This window comes from Pseudokineococcus basanitobsidens (assembly GCF_037482545.1).
GTDB lineage: Bacteria > Actinomycetota > Actinomycetes > Actinomycetales > Quadrisphaeraceae > Pseudokineococcus > Pseudokineococcus basanitobsidens.
In genome coordinates this window covers 1-17,626 of sequence record NZ_JBBIAA010000017.1, presented here as the reverse complement: position 1 = coordinate 17,626, position 17,626 = coordinate 1, and the positions used below count along the sequence as shown (strand labels likewise).

Annotated in this window: 13 protein-coding genes and 1 pseudogene; 7 read left to right on the top strand and 7 right to left on the bottom strand. The window is 77.8% G+C overall.

The window, feature by feature from the left end; translation table 11 throughout:
- Positions 1 to 58: 58 nt before the first annotated feature.
- The 5 genes and pseudogenes from hpf to mtrA form a co-directional block, all read right to left on the bottom strand.
- Positions 59 to 784: a ribosome hibernation-promoting factor, HPF/YfiA family gene (gene hpf / locus WDZ17_RS12740; RefSeq protein ID WP_339575540.1), complete on the bottom strand. Its 726-nt coding sequence runs from the start codon at positions 782 to 784 to the stop codon at positions 59 to 61.
- Positions 785 to 1,219: 435 nt separating this feature from the next.
- A complete protein-coding gene (locus tag WDZ17_RS12735) occupies positions 1,220 to 2,008 on the bottom strand; it encodes a ComF family protein (RefSeq protein ID WP_339575539.1) in 789 nt (262 codons plus the stop codon).
- A gap of 155 nt (positions 2,009 to 2,163) precedes the next feature.
- On the bottom strand, positions 2,164 to 3,957 hold the full coding sequence (locus tag WDZ17_RS12730) for an LpqB family beta-propeller domain-containing protein (protein WP_339575538.1): 1,794 nt from the start codon (positions 3,955 to 3,957) through the stop codon (positions 2,164 to 2,166).
- On the bottom strand, positions 3,950 to 5,695 hold the full coding sequence (mtrB, locus tag WDZ17_RS12725; protein ID WP_339575537.1) for an MtrAB system histidine kinase MtrB: 1,746 nt from the start codon (positions 5,693 to 5,695) through the stop codon (positions 3,950 to 3,952). Before mtrB ends, WDZ17_RS12730 begins: the two co-directional genes overlap by 8 nt.
- Before the next feature lie 149 nt (positions 5,696 to 5,844).
- A pseudogene (mtrA, locus tag WDZ17_RS12720) lies at positions 5,845 to 6,513 on the bottom strand (MtrAB system response regulator MtrA); the annotation flags it as partial.
- 151 nt (positions 6,514 to 6,664) lie between these two features.
- On the opposite strand from mtrA, the gene WDZ17_RS12715 reads away from it, so the two are divergent.
- From WDZ17_RS12715 to WDZ17_RS12690, 6 genes are all read left to right on the top strand, one after another.
- Positions 6,665 to 8,038 carry a UDP-glucose dehydrogenase family protein gene (locus WDZ17_RS12715; protein WP_339575536.1) on the top strand — a complete coding sequence of 458 codons (1,374 nt, stop codon included), beginning with the start codon at positions 6,665 to 6,667 and terminating at the stop codon, positions 8,036 to 8,038.
- Between the two features lie 139 nt (positions 8,039 to 8,177).
- Positions 8,178 to 9,314 (top strand): DUF7847 domain-containing protein, encoded by a 1,137-nt coding sequence (locus WDZ17_RS12710; RefSeq protein ID WP_339575535.1) that lies wholly within the window; start codon positions 8,178 to 8,180, stop codon positions 9,312 to 9,314.
- A 29-nt stretch (positions 9,315 to 9,343) separates the two neighbouring features.
- On the top strand, positions 9,344 to 9,994 hold the full coding sequence (locus tag WDZ17_RS12705; RefSeq protein ID WP_339575534.1) for a DUF4129 domain-containing protein: 651 nt from the start codon (positions 9,344 to 9,346) through the stop codon (positions 9,992 to 9,994).
- A gap of 5 nt (positions 9,995 to 9,999) precedes the next feature.
- The gene (locus WDZ17_RS12700; protein ID WP_339575533.1) at positions 10,000 to 11,256 is read left to right on the top strand and encodes a DUF4350 domain-containing protein; all 1,257 of its coding nucleotides are present in this window, start codon (positions 10,000 to 10,002) and stop codon (positions 11,254 to 11,256) included.
- 107 nt (positions 11,257 to 11,363) lie between these two features.
- Entirely contained in the window at positions 11,364 to 12,323 is a 960-nt protein-coding gene (locus WDZ17_RS12695; RefSeq protein ID WP_422631982.1) for an AAA family ATPase, read from the top strand.
- Positions 12,324 to 12,332: 9 nt separating this feature from the next.
- Positions 12,333 to 13,625 (top strand): DUF58 domain-containing protein, encoded by a 1,293-nt coding sequence (locus WDZ17_RS12690; protein ID WP_339575531.1) that lies wholly within the window; start codon positions 12,333 to 12,335, stop codon positions 13,623 to 13,625.
- A gap of 32 nt (positions 13,626 to 13,657) precedes the next feature.
- On the opposite strand, the gene WDZ17_RS12685 is transcribed toward WDZ17_RS12690, so the two are convergent.
- Positions 13,658 to 15,013 (bottom strand): uracil-xanthine permease family protein, encoded by a 1,356-nt coding sequence (locus tag WDZ17_RS12685; protein WP_339575530.1) that lies wholly within the window; start codon positions 15,011 to 15,013, stop codon positions 13,658 to 13,660.
- 61 nt (positions 15,014 to 15,074) lie between these two features.
- Positions 15,075 to 16,070, bottom strand: a complete 996-nt coding sequence (locus WDZ17_RS12680) for a stage II sporulation protein M (RefSeq protein ID WP_339575529.1) — start codon at positions 16,068 to 16,070, stop codon at positions 15,075 to 15,077.
- A 191-nt stretch (positions 16,071 to 16,261) separates the two neighbouring features.
- Here WDZ17_RS12680 and WDZ17_RS12675 point away from each other — a divergent pair, with 191 nt between their 5' ends.
- The gene (locus tag WDZ17_RS12675) at positions 16,262 to 17,119 is read left to right on the top strand and encodes an RDD family protein (RefSeq protein ID WP_339575528.1); all 858 of its coding nucleotides are present in this window, start codon (positions 16,262 to 16,264) and stop codon (positions 17,117 to 17,119) included.
- Positions 17,120 to 17,626 lie beyond the last annotated feature (507 nt).

The window sequence follows — 17,626 nt, the reverse complement described above, 5'->3', positions numbered from 1 at the left end:
CCCCCCCCCCCCCCCCCCCCCGCGACGGTCCCCGCCGCGCCGGGCCTGCTGCCACCGGCTACGCGCCGATGCGGGCGGTGGCGTCGGAGGGCACCGCGTCCTGCGGCACCTCCGCCGGCGCCTCGTCCAGCCGGATCACGCCGTAGCTCCAGCCGCGCCGCCGGTAGACCAGGCTCACCGCCCCGGTCGCCCGGCACAGGAAGAGGTAGAAGTCGTGGCCGAGCGCCTCCATCTGGGCGAGGGCCTCGTCGACGCTCATCGGGTGCGCGAGGTGCGTCTTCTCCCGGATGCGCACGGGGGACTCGCCGACGGACTCCGCCAGGCCGTGCTCGTCGGGGTCCTCGCCCGCGCCCAGGGTGCCGACGGCCGCGGGCGGCGGCTCCACCGCGTCGGCACCACCCGCCGGCGGCACGGCCGCCACCGGCGGCACGGCACCCTCGGAGGGCATGCCGCGCACCGACGACGGCGTCTGCCGCCCGTGGTGGACCTTGCGCCGGTCCCGCAGCCGGCGCAGGCGCTCCATGAGCTTCTCCTCGGCGAGGTCCAGCGCCCCGTGCGCGTCGTCGGCGCACGCCTCGGCCCGCACCACCTCGCGCCGGTGACGCAGCGTCAGCTCGACGCGCTCGCAGCTCTGCGGCTGGCGCGGGTTCGTCTCGTGGCTGATCACGACGTCGAGCCGGTCGGCCCGGGGGGCGACCTGCTCGACCTTCGCGAGCTTGTCCTCCAGGTGCCGCCGGAAGCGCTCCGGGACGGTGGTGTGACGAGTGGTGAGCGTGATCTCCATGGGTCCTCCTGCGTGGGGGGCGTGGTGCACCGACCCGCTGCCGGCCTCAGGCGGGGGCAGCGGTCGCTCGAGCGGTCGGCACCACCTCCTCGGTCGTGCGCGGGACGGCACGACGGGGAGGCAGGAGCGGCAGCGGGCGGTCTGCGCCCCGGCCGGACGACGTGGGCCCCACGTCCCCCCCGGGGTCCGCCTGCGACGTCGGGCCCGCCGGCGACCTCGGGGCTGCCGGCGACCTCGGGGCTGCCGGCGACGTCGGTCGTGCCCCCGGGCGACGGAGCCCGGGGGGCACGCGCCCGACCCGGCGGACCCCGCGCGGCCCGACGACCGCCTCGGGGCTCGTCCAGCGCGGCTCCATGTCGGGACGCTAGCGCCCACCCGCGCCGTGCGGCACCCCGAGGCGGTCATCGCGCGGCAGCAGCAGGCTGTGACGTCCGTTCACGGAGGGTTCGCCACCGATCCGCGGTACCGGGGGCCGGCACCCCGGGGTGGCGGCGTCGCCAGCACGACGACCGCGCCGAGCACGGTCGCGCCCCCGCGCCCCAGGACCGCCGCCGCCTCGGACAGCGTCGACCCCGTCGTCACGACGTCGTCGACGAGCACGCACGTCGCCGGAGCGGCCCCGCGCAGGCGCAGGGCGCCGCTGCGGGCGGCCGCGCGGGCGGCGGCGCCCCGGCCCACCTGGTCGCCCGCGCCGGCGCGCAGCGCGAGGACGGGAGCCACGACCACGGGCCGACCACCGGCGCGCAGCACCCTCGCCCACCGTCGCGCCAGGTCGGCGACGAGGTCGTCGCCGCGGGCGCGCACCGCCGACCCCCGGGAGGGCATCGGCACGAGCCCGAGGGGCCGCCCCCTCGGCCGTCGCCCGCACGGGCGCGCGACGCCGCGCGTGGTCACGACGTCCGGCGGGAGCGCGCCCGAGCCCGCGCGCCGGAGGGCGTCGGCGAGCAGCGGCGCCAGGTCGTGGCGTCCCTGCTCCTTCCAGGCCAGCAGCAGCCGTCGTGCCGGTCCCTCGTACGCCGCGCCCGCCCGGACGGGAGGCGTGCCCGCCGCAGACGGCGCGACGACCGGCGCAGGGCCGAGGAGCGAGCGGCGGCAGCCGTCGCACACGGCGACGTCCGGGAGCCCGCAGCCGGGGCAGGCCACGGGCCACACGGCCCGGGCGAGCGCGCCGAGGGCGCCGGCGACCGGTCCCGGCGGGGCGGCACGACGGCCTGCGGTGACCACGGACCGAGCCTGCCGTCCGGCCCCGCGCCACGCCGCGCGACCGCGCGGGGCTGTGGACGGGCGACGACGTCCACAGCCCCGGTGCGCCCGCGGGGCCCTGGCCTCGGTCGTCCGGTCGTCGGGTCGTCGGGTCGTCGGTGGTGCGGGCGTGACGCTCAGCCGGGGTAGCTGGGGTCGGTCGCGCTCTCGGAGCCCGGACGCAGGACCCACGCCCGCCCCGAGCGGGCGAGGACCCCGCCGCCCGGTGCGTCGAGCAGCACGGTGCCCGGGCCGGTGGCCGCGGTGAGGCGCCGGACCCCGTCCGGTGCCGCGGCGCTCTGCACGCGGGAGCCGTCGACCCGCGCGAGCAGGAGCCGGGTGCCCTCCTCCCCCTCCGCACGTCCGAGGAGGGCCACCTGCGTCGAGTCCACCCAGGTCACGTCGGTGGCCTCCTCCAGGCCCGGCACGGGCGGGGAGTCCGGGACGTCGAGCCGGACGGGCGCACCGCCGTCGGCCGCCGAGCGCACGACCCCCGCCACGTCCAGGCGGGTGCTCGCGCCGTCCGTCGAGACGACCGCGGCGCGGGCCCCGTCGCGGGAGACGCGCAGGGCGAGCACGCGGCGCCCGTCGAGCCAGGGCGCCGCCACCCGCACGAGCCGGCCCCCGTCGTCGACCGCGACGACCTGGCCCCGCGCGCGGGCCGGGGTCGACCACACCCACCCACGTCGGTCCACGCTGGGGGGCACGAGGTCGGCGCCCGACAGGACGGTGCGCAGCCCGTCGTCCTCGGCGTCCGGCCGGCCGACGAGCAGCTGGCTGCGCTGCTGGACGAGCACGGCCACGAGCCCGTCGACCCCGACGGCGGGGTCGCTCGGCAGCAGCGTGGAGACGTCGAGCAGCCCCGGCACGACCTCGGCCCCGTCGCCGTCGAGGCGGGCGACGCGCCCCCCGGAGAGGACGACCGGGGGGTCCACGACGACCGGGTCGTCCAGGAGGTCGGGGTCGGCGCGCGGCACGTCCAGGGCGCTCCCCTCGGCGGACAGCTGCACGCCCTGGACGCCCGGCACGCCGCGCAGCGTCGCCTCCAGCTGCGCCTGCATCAGCACCCGGTCGGGGGCGCTCGCGGCGCGCGCCTCCTCGCTGAGGTCGACGACGGCGCGGCCGCGGTCGTCCAGCGGCACGGCCGGGGGCTCGCTGAGCAGGACGGCCCCGTCCGGGACGGCGGTGGTCACGGCGTCCGCCAGCCACGGCGAGGGCCCCGCGAGCAGCTCCGAGACCAGCAGCGTGGCGCTGGGCGACCGCCCGGGGAACCACCGCACCTCGGGGACGAGCGCGTCGCGGGAGGGGGTCAGCCACTGCAGCTCGAACGGCACGTAGAGCTGGGAGAAGACGTCGCGGCCGAGGACGACCTCGTCCGGCGGCCGGTCGATGCGCCACTCGCCCTCCACCCGCACGACGTCCAGGTCGACCGCGTAGGAGGCACCGCTGCCGGCGGTCGTCCAGCGACCGCGGGCGTCCACGACCCCCTCGAGCGGTGCGCTGACCGACACCGTGCGGACCGCCCCCGACGTCGGCGTCGCCGCCGGGGCGCCGTCGGTCTCGGAGAGCTGCGGGCCGCCGCCGCCGCCCACGACGAGGCCCCGCGCGGAGACCACGACGACCTGCGTCGTCGGCCGCCAGGAGCGCGCCGAGCTCGGCGCCAGGTAGGACCGGGCGACCGGGTAGTCGTCGTCGAAGGCGGCCGACGCGCGCAGGAAGCCCTCGACGACGGCGACCGGGGACGCCCCGGGTGCGGGCCCGGCGGCCACGAAGCGCGGGGCGGGCTCGGCGCCGGGGGCCAGACCGGCGACCACGGGCCCCTGGCTCGGCAGGTCGACGCACCCGGCGAGCAGGAGCAGGACGGGCAGGAGCGTGGCCGCCGCCGCCCGGCGGAGCCGTCGCTCCCGGCCGGGGACCGCGCGCTCACCCACGACGGGCCACCGGTGGGGGCACGACGGGCAGCGAGGCGGTGGCGATGGCGTCGGCGGCCGCCTCGGCCCCGGCGTCGCCCCAGGCACCGGGCGAGCCGGCGGCCGACGGCACGAGGACCACCCCGGGCAGGCCCTCGACGAGCACGCTCGGTGCCGTCGGGTCGTCCGGCGGCACGTCGGGCGCGAGGTCGTCGGGCATCGCGAGGGGGGCGAGGCCGACGGGACCGCCGAGCACGCGCGGCAGGAGCAGCCGGAAGGCGGCGCCGACGCCGGGGCGTCCCACGACCTCCAGGCGGCCGCCGTGCAGCTGGGCGTCCTCCGAGGAGATCGCGAGGCCGAGGCCACTGCCCCCCGTGGTCCGTGCCCGGGCCGGGTCCGCGCGCCAGAAGCGGTCGAAGACCCGTTCGGCGTCCTCGGGGCGCAGCCCGACGCCGTGGTCGCGCACGAGGACGGCGACCGCCTGCTCGTCCCCCGCGAGGAGCACCTCGACGGGCCGGCCCTCGGCGTGCTCGACCGCGTTGAGGACGAGGTTGCGCACGATGCGCTCGACCCGCGGCGCCTCCACCTCGGCCGTGACGGGCAGCTCGGGCACGTGCGCGGAGACGGGCACCCCCTGGGCGTCCGCGACGGGCTCGGCGTGCTCGACGACGCGCCGCACGAGCACCCCGAGGTCGACGACCTCCGTGTCGACCGCCGCGGCGCCGGCGTCGAACCGGCTCATCTCCAGGAGGTCGGCGAGCAGCGCCTCGAAGCGGTCGAGCTGAGTCATGAGGAGCTCGGCCGACCGGCGCGCCGCCGGGTCGAGGTCGTCGCGCGCCTCGTGGAGGACCTCCCCGGCCATCCGCATGGTCGTCAGCGGCGTCCGCAGCTCGTGCGAGACGTCGGAGACGAAGCGCTGCTGGAGGCGGGAGAGCTCGGCGAGCTGGGTGATCTGGCGCTGCAGCGAGGACGCCATCTCGTTGAACGTGCGCCCCAGCAGCGCGAGGTCGTCCTCGCCGCGCACGTCGAGCCGCTGGTCGAGCTCCCCCGCCGACAGCCGTGACGCGGCGCCGGCCGCGGCGCGCACCGGGCGGACGACGACGCGCGTGACGACGGAGACGATGCCGCCGATGAGCAGGACGAGCAGCAGCCCGCCGACGGCGATCACGCGCTGGACGGCGTCGAGGGTCGACTGCTCCTGCCGGAGGTCGACGACGAAGTAGAGCTCGTACTGGCCCGCGAGCGCGAGGTCCACCCGCTGGCCGACGGCCAGGCCGGGCTCGGTGCCGTCCGCGGTCGGGAGCGCCACGGGAGCGGACTGCTGCGTGGGCTTGTCCTCGACCGCCACGCGCAGCTCGTCGGGCAGCAGCTCCTGGGTCAGCCCGGCGCTCGCCAGGCCGGTGACCGTCGACGTGGCGGTGTTCTCCGGGTCCCGCAGCAGCAGGAACCCCCGGGAGGCGCCGCCGCCGACGGAGGCGAGCGCCTCCTGGTTGTCGTTGAGGAACTGCTGCAGCTCGACGACGGTGGGCACGTCCGCCTGGTCCAGCCGTTCCTGGAAGGCCGCCGCCCCCTCGGCGGCCTCGCCGAACGCCTGCTCCTGGCGGGCGTCGAACAGGCGCTCCCCGATGGCGTCGGCGAGGAAGCCGCCGACGACGACCATGGTGAGCAGGCACAGCACCACCGTCAGGCCGACGACCCGCAGCTGCAGCGAGCGCCGCCACCGCTGCGCCGCCGCCCCGGCGGCCCGCCGGACCACCACCGGGACACGGCCGTGCCGCTCCCGCCCCCCGGTCGGGGCGCCCGCGGGCACCCCCCGCGCCACGGCGCTCAGGCCCCCGGGGCGCCGGGGCCCTGCAGGGAGCCCGGGTCGGCACCGTCGGGCGCCGGCCCGGCGTCGGGCGCCACCGCACCGGCCCGGTAGCCCACGCCGCGGACGGTGAGGACGATCTCCGGGTGCTCGGGGTCGTGCTCGATCTTGCTGCGCAGCCGCTGCACGTGGACGTTGACCAGGCGGGTGTCGGCCTGGTGCCGGTAGCCCCAGACCTGCTCGAGCAGCACCTCGCGGGTGAAGACCTGCCACGGCTTGCGCGCCAGCGCGGCGAGCAGGTCGAACTCCAGCGGCGTGAGGGAGATCTGCCGCTCCCCGCGGGTGACGCTGTGCCCCGCGACGTCGATGACGAGGTCACCGGTGCGCAGCGTCTCCGGCACCTCGTCCTCGCTGCGGCGCAGCCGCGCCCGCACGCGGGCGACGAGCTCCTTCGGCTTGAAGGGCTTCGGCACGTAGTCGTCGGCACCGGACTCGAGCCCGGCGACCACGTCGGTCGTGTCGCTGCGCGCGGTGAGCATGACGATCGGGACGTCCGACTCGGCCCGGATGCGCCGGCACACCTCGATGCCGTCGACGCCCGGCAGCATGAGGTCGAGCAGCACGAGGTCCGGCTTGCCCTCCCGGAAGGCCGCCAGGGCACCCGTGCCGTCCGCGCAGAAGGAGGGCGTGATGCCCTCCCCCCGCAGCACGATGCCGATCATCTCCGCGAGCGCGGTGTCGTCGTCGACCACGAGGACGCGAGGGGTCATGGGCACCATGGTGGCACCGGCGGCCGCCGGCCCGAGGTCCCGGCGCCCCGCGCGTCGTCCGCCTGCGCCTGCCAGGGCGCCACCGGTGGCATGCTCTCGGGGCGCGACGGCGCGCGCCCGACGCCAGCCGACCCGGAGGACACCGCCCGCCATGACCGAGGCCACCGCCGCCATGCCCGCCCACCTCCCCGCCGACGGAGGACGGCCGCGCATCAGCGTCATCGGCACCGGCTACCTCGGCGCCACGCACGCGGCGGCGATGGCCGAGCTGGGCTTCGAGGTCGTCGGCGTCGACGTCGACCCGGCCAAGGTGGAGGCGCTGTCCGCCGGCAAGGTCCCGTTCTACGAGCCCGGGTTGCCCGAGCTGCTCGTGCGCGGCGTCGAGTCCGGCCGCCTGCGCTTCACCACGGACCTCGCCGAGGCCGCCGCCTTCGCCGACGTCCACTTCGTGTGCGTCGGGACCCCCCAGCGGCCCGGCTCCAACGGCGCGGACCTGCGCTACGTCGAGGCGGCCTTCGAGGGCCTCGCCCGGCACCTGACCCACGACGCCCTGCTCGTGGGCAAGTCGACGGTCCCCGTCGGCACCGGCGCGCGGATGGCGCAGCGCGTGCGCGAGACGGCGCCGTCGGGCCTGCGCGTCGAGCTCGCGTGGAACCCGGAGTTCCTGCGCGAGGGCAAGGCGGTGGCCGACACCCTGCGTCCCGACCGGGTCGTCGTCGGCGGCGCCTCGGCCTGGGGCGAGGACCTGCTCCGCCGGGTGTACGCGTCCTCCGTGGACGCGGGCACGCCGTTCATCGTCACGGACCTGCCGACCGCGGAGCTCGTCAAGGTCTCGGCCAACGCCTTCCTCGCGACGAAGATCAGCTTCATCAACGCGATCTCGCAGGTGTGCGACAAGGCCGGCGCCGACGTGACGCAGCTGGCCGACGCCCTGGGCCACGACGTCCGGATCGGCCGCGGCTTCCTCAACGCCGGCCTCGGGTTCGGCGGCGGGTGCCTGCCCAAGGACATCCGCGCGCTCATGCACCGCGCCGGCGAGCTCGGCGCCGACTCGCTCGTCTCCTTCATGCAGGACGTGGACGAGATCAACATGCGCCAGCGGCAGCGGGTCATCGACATGGCGGTGCAGACCTGCGGCGGGAGCGTCCTGAACCGGCGCATCGGCGTGCTCGGCGCCGCGTTCAAGCCGGACACCGACGACGTGCGCGACTCCCCCGCCCTCAACGTCGCCGCCGGCCTGCACCTGCGGGGGGCGCAGGTCGTCGTCCACGACCCCGAGGCGGGCGAGACCGGGCGCCGCGTCTTCCCGTCGCTGACCTTCGGCACGTCCACCGAGGAGGCCGTCGCGGGCGCGGACGTCGTCCTCGTGCTCACGGAGTGGCCGCAGTTCCGCACCGCGGACCCGGTGGCGCTCCTGGAGGTCGCGGCGGCGCGGCCGACGGTCATCGACGCCCGCAACTGCCTGCCCGCGCAGGCGTGGCGCGAGGCCGGCTGGAGCTACCGGGGGCTCGGGACCGCGAGCTGACCCGTCGCCGGCGGGCCGGTCGGGGCTGACCCGCCCGGGGCGGGCGGCCGCGTCGCCCCGCGCCGGGCGGGGTGGACGTGGGAGCATCGGCGACCCGCCGACCTGGGCGACCCGCCGCCACGAGGAGGACCGCGCCGCCATGAGCCAGGACCAGGGATGGGCAGCTCCCGGCCGCCCCGAAGGCCCCCGCGGGAGCGACGGCGGGGGACAGGAGCCGAGCGGTGCTCCCCCGTGGTCGGCCGGTCCCCCGGCGGACGGCGGACCTGCCGTCGGCGGCTCGTCGGCCGGGGCCGGCTGGGGGCCGCCCCCCGGTGCGGGTCCCGCCTGGTCGGCGCCGCAGCGCCCGGGCATCGTGCCGCTGCGCCCGCTCGGGGTCTTCGAGCTCTTCGAGGGCGGCTTCCGCGCCATCAGCGCCAACCCGAAGGTGATGCTCGGCGTCTCGGCGGTCGTCTTCGGCGGCGTCGCGGTCCTCTCCCTGCTGCTCACACCGCTCTTCGGGGGCGCCGTCGCCGGCTTCTTCAACGACACCCTGGCCGGCGCCGGCGCCGGCCAGGGTGACGTCGCCTTCACCGCGACCAGCTTCACGGGCGCCGACCCGGTGACGACGATCGTCAGCTTCCTCGCGACCACCGCCCTCACGGGCCTGCTCGTGCTGTCCGTCAGCGGCTCGGTCGTCGGCCGCGAGATCCGCGGCGGCGAGCTGTGGCACCGCGTCAAGGGGCGTCTCCTGGCCCTCGTGGGGCTCTCGCTGCTGCAGGGGCTCCTGCTGGGGCTCGTCGTCCTGGCGCCCGTCGCCGTCGGGGCGCTGGCCTTCCTGTCCGGCTCGGACGGCGCCGGGGCCGCGGGCCTCGTGGTCGGGCTCCTCGCCGGCGTCGTCCTGACGGTGTGGCTCTACGTCCGGTGGGCCTTCGCGGCCGTCGTCCTCCTGCTCGAGCGGCGCCGGGTCGTCGACTCGCTGCGCCGCAGCAGCTCGCTCGTCAGGGGCACCTGGTGGCGCGTGCTCGGCGTCCTCCTGCTGACCACCGTCGTGGCCGGGCTGGCCCAGGCCGTGCTCGTCGGGCCGGCGGCGCTCATCAGCGGCGTGGTGGGCGCGCTCGGCGCCGGCGCCGGCCCGTCGGCCGTCGCCACCCTCGTCACGCTGCTGTTCTCCACGGTGGCGAGCATCCTCGTCGTCCCCTTCGTCTCCGCGGTCACCGCGCTGCTCTACACCGACCTGCGGATCCGCCAGGAGGGGCTCGACGTCGAGCTGGCCCGCGCCGCCGAGGCGTCGCCCTGACCGCGCTGGTCGCCGGTCGGGCCCTGGCCGTGCCGCCGCCCGGGGACGTCTCCCGCGAGGAGGCGCAGGACCTCCTGCTGCGCGAGCTGTCGGGGGGCGTCTACCAGGAGGCGCAGCCGTCCCTGCTGCGGCGGGCGCTGACCTGGCTGCTCGAGCGGCTCGGCGAGCTCCTCCCGGACAACCTCGACGCCGGGCCCGTCGTCGACGTCGTCGTCGTGGTCGTCGTCGCCGCGCTCGTCCTGGTCGCGCTGCGCGTGGCCGGGCAGGTCGTCCTGCGCCGCCGGCGCCGTGCGGAGCCCGTCGAGGTCTTCGGGGGCACGAGCCGCCGGAGCGCCGACGAGCACCGTCGCGCGGCCGACGAGCGCGCCGCCGCACGGGACTGGCCTGGGGCCGTGGCCGAGCGCTTCCGCGCCGTCGTGCGCGGGGCCGAGGAGCGCGTCCTGCTCGACGAGCGCCCCGGCCGGACGTCGACCGAGGCGGCCGCCGAGATGGGCGCCGCGCTGCCCGGCGTGGCGGAGGACCTGCGCGCCGGGGCGCGCACCTTCGAGGACGTGGTCTACGGCTCGGCCCCCGGCAGCGCCGACGACGACGCGCGCCTGCGGGCCCTCGACGCGCGCGTGCGGGCCGCCCGCCCGGCCCGCGAGGTCGCCCCCGCCGCGCAAGACGGCGCGCCGCGCTGATGCCCGTGACGACGCGCCCCGCCGCGGGCACCTCCGGCGACGTCGCGGGCCCCGGGGCCCCCGAGGCCCCCGGGGCTCCCGCGGCCCGCGGACGCCCGCGGCAACCGCGGCGCAGCACCGTGCTCCTCGTGGTCCTCGGGCTCCTCGTCCTGGCCGGTCTCGTCCTCTCCTCCCTCGGGACCACGGACGCCGACCTCGACCCCGCCAGCCCGACCCCCGGCGGCTCGCGCGCCGTGGCGCAGGTGCTCGACGACCTCGGCGTGGACGTCGTCCGGACGACGACGACGAGCGCCACCGTCGACGCGGTGCGTGCTGCCGGCCCCGAGGAGAGCGCCGTCCTGCTGGTCCCGACGTCGCCGCTCGGGCCGTCGCAGCTGGAGGACCTGGCGGGCTCCGGCGCCGACCTGCTGCTCGTCACCCCGGACGAGGACGTCCTGGCGGCCCTGGCGCCGTCCCTGCGCCCGGCGGACGACGTCGAGACGGCGGACGACGTCCCGCCGCAGTGCGCCCTGCCCGCCGCGCAGGCCGCCGGGGACGCCACGGGGGGCGGCTCCCTCGTGGAGCCCCGCGACGACGAGGACCCGGCCGTGACGTCGTGCTACGGGCTGCCCTTCGGCGGTGCGCCCTACGTCGTCGTGGACGCCGGCGCGGGCGGCGACGGCGCCCGGGGCCGCGTCGTCGTCCTCGGGCAGCCCGAGGTGCTGACGAACGAGGCCGTCGCCGAGAGCGGGAACGCGGCGCTGGCGCTGCGCACCCTCGGGGCGGACCCGACGCTCGTCTGGTACCTGCCGGACCCCCTCGACCCCGGCCTGTCCGCCGACGGGCCGGCACCGCTCTCGGCGCTCGTCCCGCGCGGCCTCGTGCGCGCCGGCCAGGTGCTCGTCGTCGCCGCCCTGGTGCTGCTGCTGTGGCGGGGCCGGCGGCTGGGCCGCCTCGTGCCGGAGCGGCTGCCCGTCGTCGTGCGCGCCTCCGAGACCGTCGAGGGGCGCGCCCGCCTCTACCGCTCCGCCGGCGCCCGCGACCACGCGGCCGCCACGCTGCGGGCGGCGTCCCTGTCCCGGCTCGCCGAGCGCCTCGGCGTGCCGTCCGGCACCGGCCCGGCGGCCACCACGGCCGTCGTCACCGCCGCCGCCGCGTCGTCCGGCCGCCCCGCCGCCGACGTCGACGCCCTGTACCGCTCCCCCGCCCCCACCGACGACCGCGGGCTCGTCGCCCTGGCCGACGACCTCGACGCCCTCGAGAAGGAGGTCCGACGCTCGTGACCGAGCCGACCCACCACCCCGACAGCCCGCCTCCCCCGGTGCCCGACGCCGCCGCGCCGGCGGGCCGGCCCGTCGAGCCCGCCGGTGAGCCCGCCCACGAGCCCGGCCTGCCCTCGGCGGACGAGGCCCGCGACGCCCTGCGGGCCGTGCGCACCGAGGTCGGCAAGGCCGTCGTCGGCCAGGACGTCGCCGTCACCGGCCTCGTCGTCGCGCTCCTGTGCCGCGGGCACGTCCTGCTCGAGGGCGTGCCGGGGACGGCGAAGACGCTGCTCGTGCGCGCGCTGGCCGCCTCGCTGCGGCTGGGGACGGCGCGCGTGCAGTTCACGCCCGACCTCATGCCCGGCGACGTCACGGGCTCGCTCGTCTACGACGCCGGCGTCTCCGACCTCGTCTTCCGCGAGGGGCCCGTCTTCACGAACCTGCTGCTGGCGGACGAGGTCAACCGCACGCCGCCGAAGACGCAGGCCTCGCTGCTCGAGGCGATGGAGGAGCGGCAGGTGACCGTCGACGGGCGCCCCCGGCTGCTGCCCCGGCCCTTCGTCGTCGCGGCGACGCAGAACCCCGTCGAGCAGGAGGGCACCTACCCGCTGCCCGAGGCGCAGCTCGACCGGTTCCTCCTCAAGCTGCGGCTGCCGCTGCCCGCGCGGGAGGCCGAGCTGGAGGTGCTGCAGCGGCACGCCGGCGGCTTCGACCCGCGCGACCTCGCCGCCGCGGGGCTGCGCCCCGTCGCGGGGCCCGAGCACCTGGCCGCCGGCGCGCGCGCCGTCACGGCGGTGCGGGTGGCGCCCGAGGTGCTCGGCTACGTCGTCGACGTCTGCCGCGCGACGCGCGAGGCGCCGTCGTTGTCGCTCGGGGTCTCCCCGCGCGGCGCGACGATGCTGCTCGCGACGAGCCGCGCCTGGGCCTGGCTGCAGGGCCGCGACTACGTGACGCCCGACGACGTCAAGGCCCTCGCGCCCGCGACGCTCGGCCACCGCGTGCAGCTGCGCCCGGAGGCCGAGCTCGAGGGCGTGACGGTGGACGCCGTCCTGGCGAGCGTGCTCGCCGGCGTCGCCGTGCCCCGCTGAGGGCCGCCCGTGGCCGTCACCGGACGACTCGTCCTGCTCGTCGCCCTCGGGGCGGTGCCGGTCGCGCTGCTGCCCGGGTGGGTCCCGGCCGCGGCGTGGGCGCTCGTCGTCGTGCTCGCCGTCGGGGCCGACCTGCTGCTGGCGGCCTCGCCGCGGGCGCTGGCGCTGGAGCGCCGGGTCCCCGAGGCGCTGCGCCTCGGGGAGGCGACGACGAGCGAGCTGCTCGTCACGAACCCCGGTCGCCGGCGCCTGCGCGGCGTCGTCCGCGACGCGTGGCCGCCGTCGGCGGGCTCGGGCGAGGACCGGCACGCCCTCGACGTGCCGGCCGGGGAGCGGCGCCGCCTGGTCACGTCGCTGCGCCCGACCCGCCGGGGCGACCGGGAGGCCGACCGCGTCACGGTGCGCGCGCTCGGCCCGCTCGGCGTCGCCGCCCGGCAGCGGTCGCGGGACGTCCCGGCGTCCGTGCGCGTGCTGCCCCCTTTCCGCTCGCGGCGGCACCTGCCGAGCCGGCTCGCGCGGCTGCGCGACCTCGAGGGCCGCTCGGCCGTCCAGGTGCGGGGGCAGGGCACGGAGTTCGACAGCCTGCGCGACTACGTCGAGGGCGACGACGTCCGCTCCATCGACTGGCGGGCCACCGCCCGGCGCCAGGAGCTCGTCGTGCGCACGTGGCGCCCGGAGCGGGACCGGCGGGTGCTGCTCGTCCTCGACACCTCGCGCACGGCGGCCGGCCGGGTCGGCGACGCCCCGCGCCTGGACGCCGCCCTCGACGCGGCGCTGCTGCTGGCCGCGCTGGCGTCCCGCGCGGGTGACCGCGTCGACCTCGTCGCCGTCGACCGCCGCGTGCGCGCGCGGGTCGAGCGGGCGACCGGCGCCGCGCTGCTGCCCGCGCTGGTCCAGGCGATGGCGCCGCTGGAGGCTCGCCTCACGGAGGCCGACTGGCCGCTCGTCGTCCGGACGTTGCGCACGTCGCTGACCCGCCGGGCGCTCGTCGTCCTGCTGACGCCGCTGGAGCCCGCCGCCGTCGAGGAGGGGCTCCTGCCCGTGCTGGGGCAGCTGACGTCGCGCCATCAGGTCGTCGTCGCCTCGGTCACCGACCCCCGGCTGGCGCAGATGCGCGCCGGCCGCGGCGACGAGGTGGCCGTCTACGACGCGGCGGCCGCCGAGCGGACGCTGCTGGAGACCGACCGTCTCGTCGAGCGCCTCTCCCGCGCCGGCGTCCACGTCGTCCGCGGGACGCCGGAGGAGCTGCCGCCCCGGCTGGCCGACGCCTACCTCGCGCTCAAGGCCGCCGGGAGGCTGTAGCGCTCGGTCGGGGCTCGGTCAGGGCGCCTCGCTCAGGGCGCCTCGGCGGCGTCCACCACGTCGGCCCGCTGGTCCGGCGGCCGCGTGCCGCGCAGCCGTTGGATGCCGCGCATGCCGTGGAAGACGCCGAGGGCGGTCGCGGCGCCCAGCGCGATGCCGCCGAAGCTGAGCTCCCCGACGACCAGGGTGTAGTCGGCGATGCCGACCACGAGCGCGGTGCCGGCGGTCACGAGGTTCACGGGGTCGCCGAAGTCGACGCGGTGCTGCACCCAGATGCGGGCGCCGAGGACGCCGATGAGCCCGTAGAGCACGGTGGCGGCGCCGCCGAGGACACCGGCGGGCACGGTCGCGATGAGTGCCCCCACCTTCGGGGACAGGCTCAGCGCCAGCGCCGCGAGACCGGCGACGAGGTAGGCCGCCGTCGAGTACACCCGTGTCGCGGCCATCACGCCGATGTTCTCCGCGTACGTCGTCGTCCCCGAGCCGCCGCCGAGGCCGGCGAGCACGGTCGCGGCCCCGTCTGCCACGAGCGCGCGGCCGGTGAGGCGCTCGACGTCGGCGCCCGTCATCGCCGCGACCGACGTGACGTGCCCGACGTTCTCGGCCACGAGCACGAGCACGACCGGCAGGAACAGCCCGAGCACGGCGACGTCGAAGGTCGGGGCGGTGAAGGGCGGGAGGCCGAACCAGTCGGCGTCGCGCACCGGGGCGAGGTCGACCTCGTCGCGGACGAGGGCGACGACGTACCCGACGAGCACGCCCAGCAGGATGCCGAGCCGGCTGAGCAGGCCCCGGAAGGCCACCGTGGCGACGACGACCGCGACGATCGTCACCACCGCCGTGACGGGGCCCTCCTCGACGTTCGTGCGTGCGCTGGGCGCCAGGTTGAGCCCGATGAGCGCGACGATCGTCCCGGTGACGGCGGGGGGCATGAGCACCGCGACCCAGCGTGGCCCCGCGACGTGCACGACGCCGCCGACCAGCGCGAGCGCGACACCGGTGAGCGCGACGCCGCCGAGCGCGGTCGCCGTCCCGCCCTGGGCCGACGCGGCGCCGATCGGTGCGATGAAGGCGAAGCTCGAGCCGAGGTAGCTCGGCAGCCGGCCCCCGGTGACGAGCAGGAACAGCAGCGTGCCGACGGCGGAGAAGAACAGCGTCGTCGCCGGCGGCAGCCCCGTGATGAGCGGGACGAGGAACGTCGCGCCGAACATGGCGACGACGTGCTGGGCGCCGACGAGCACGGTGCGCGACCACCGCAGCCGCTCCCCCGGCGCGACGACCTCGCCCGGCCCGACGGTGCGCCCGTCGCCGTGGAGCGTCCACCCCCGGAAGGGTCCCCCGGCACCTCCCTCGGGGCCGGCGGCTGCTCGGGGGCGGGATGCGCTCACGGGCGGCGAGCGTAGGGGCGGGGAGCGGGCGTCCGGAGCGGCCGGGAGAGGTCCGGGTGCGTCAGCCGCGGGTCGGCGCCAGGTCCCCCACGTCACCGGCGCGCAGGTCGCCGGTCTCGCCCGCCGCGGCGGCGCGACGGCCGAGGACGCCGACGTAGACGACGAAGGCGCAGAACACCCCGAAGCCGACGCCCACCCGCAGCCAGGTCGGCCAGGGCGCCGGCGTGACGAAGCCCTCGACGACGCCCGAGACCGCCAGCACGCCGGCGAGCCCGATCGCCACGGTGAACAGCGCCCGGCCCTCGGTCGCGAGCGCGTCGGCACGGGTGCGGGGGCCCGGGGCCACCCACGCCCAGAAGATCCGGAGGCCGGCGGCGCCGGCGACGAAGATCGCCGTCAGCTCCAGGAAGCCGTGCGGGAGGATGAAGGCGAAGAAGACGTCGCCGCGGTCGTAGGCGAAGAGCAGGCCCGCGGCCTGCCCGACGCCCACCGCGTTGGCGCCCAGGAGGTAGACGACCGGGAACCCGGCGACGCCGAGCGCGACGCAGAGCGCGGCGATGCGGGCGTTGTTGGTCCACACCTGCCCGGCGAAGGACGCCGCCGTGTTCTGCGAGTAGTAGTCGACGAAGTCCCGCTCGACGTACTGCCGCGCGTCCTGCTCGCTGCCCAGCGCCGCGAGCACCTGCGGGTCGCCCGCCACCCAGACGGCGACGGCCGCGCCCACGAGGCAGAAGAGGACACCGATGGCGACGACGAGCCGGCGGACCCGGTAGACCGCGACGGGGAAGGACACCAGCACGAAGCGGGCGAGCTCGCGCCAGGCGGGCTCGCGGACCCCGCCGAGCCGGTGGCGCGCGCGGGCCACGAGCCGCGACAGGCGGGAGACGAGCACCGGGTCGGGGTTCTCGGCCCGCAGGAGCGACAGGTGCGTGGCCGTGCGCTGGTAGAGCCGGACGAGCTCGTCGGCGTCCGCCCCGGAGGGCCGCCCCTGCTCGAGCAACGCCTCCAGCCGCCGCCACGTCGGCTCGTGCACCTCGACGAAGGCGTCGACGTCCACCGGGCACCTCCTGCGGGACGAGCGGACCCACGGCTCCCGCGGGCACCGTCACGCTACCGACGCCCGCACCTCCTGCGGCGGCGCGCCGGTGCGGACGGCCCGGACGGGTGGACGTCGACGCCGCCGGACGGCGACCGGCGGCGGCGACGGCGACGGCGACGGCGACGGCCCCACCTGCCAGCATGGGCGGCGTGAGCACGCAGGTCGGCGCCGGCCGCTGGGAGGACGAGGCCCTCGCGCACGCCCTCGGCACCGGTGTGGTGACGGGTGACGCCGTCGTCCTCGAGCTCCCCCGCGCGTCGCCGGCCCTGCGGCTGGTCTCCGGCCTCCTCGACGCCGCCGTGGTCGTCGTCGTCGGGGTCCTCGTCGCGGTCGTCGCCCTCCCGCGGCTGCCGCTCGACGACACCTCGGCGGTGGCGACCGTGGTCGGCCTGCTGCTCGCCGTCCTCTTCGTCGTCCTGCCCGTCGCGGTCGAGACGCTGACCCGTGGCCGGTCGCTCGGGCGGCTCGTCGTCGGCACCCGGGTCGTCCGCGACGACGGCGGGCCCGTGCGCTTCCGGCACGCGCTGGTGCGCGCGCTCACCGGCGTCCTCGAGCTGTGGCTGCTCGCGGGCGGGCCGGCGCTCATCACCGCGCTCGCGAACCGCCGTGGCAAGCGCATCGGCGACCTGCTGGCCGGCACGCTCGTCGTCCGCGAGCGCGCCGCCCGGCAGGAGGTCGGTGCCGTCGTGATGCCGCCGGAGCTCGCGGGCTGGGCCGCCAGCGCCGACGTCGGCGCGCTGCCCCCGCCGCTCGCCCTCGCCTGCCGGCAGCTCCTGGCCCGGCGGGGACGTCTCAACCCGACGTCCCGCGAACGGCTCGGCGCGATGCTGCGGGCCGACGTCGCCGAGCGCGTCTTCCCGCCGCCACCGGCCTCGGCGCCCCCCGAGCGGGTGCTCGCGGCGGTGCTCGCCGAACGCCGCCGCCGCGACCTCGACCGGCTCCGCCGCCAGGAGGCGCAGCGCCGCGAGGACGCCGAGCAGCTCCACCGCCTGCCCTTCACCGGCTGAGCAGCCACCGCCCCCGTCGCGACGTCGTCGGCGTGCCGTGCAGGGCCCCCTCACGCACGAGACGTCCTCGAGGTGCGTGCCACGAGGTCCGGGCCCCGCGAGAAGTCGTCGACGTGCGACCTACGGAGCCACTTCCCCGCGAGAAGGCGTCGAAGTGCGACCGACGGAGCCACTTCCCCGCGCGAAGTCGTCGAAGTGCGGCCAACGGAGCCGCTTCCCCGCGAGAAGGCGTCGAAGTGCGACCGACGGAGCCACTTCCCCGCGCGAAGTCGTCGAAGTGCGGCCAACGGAGCCGCTTCCCCGCGAGAAGGCGTCGAAGTGCGACCGACGGAGCCACTTCCCCGCGCGAAGTCGTCGACGTGCGACCTACGGAGCCACTTCCCCGCGTGAAGTCGTCGACGTGCGACCTACGGAGCCACTTCCCCGCGAGAAGTCGTCGAAGTGCGACCTACGGAGCCATTTTCGGCTCTTCGTACTTGCGGTGGGGGTCATGCCAGTCGGGGGTGG

Coding starts and splice junctions, on each gene's coding strand:
- hpf (WP_339575540.1), bottom strand. CDS start 784: ATGGAGATCACGCTCACCACTCGTCACACCACCGTCCCGGAGCGCTTC.
- WDZ17_RS12715 (WP_339575536.1), top strand. CDS start 6,665: ATGACCGAGGCCACCGCCGCCATGCCCGCCCACCTCCCCGCCGACGGA.
- WDZ17_RS12710 (WP_339575535.1), top strand. CDS start 8,178: ATGAGCCAGGACCAGGGATGGGCAGCTCCCGGCCGCCCCGAAGGCCCC.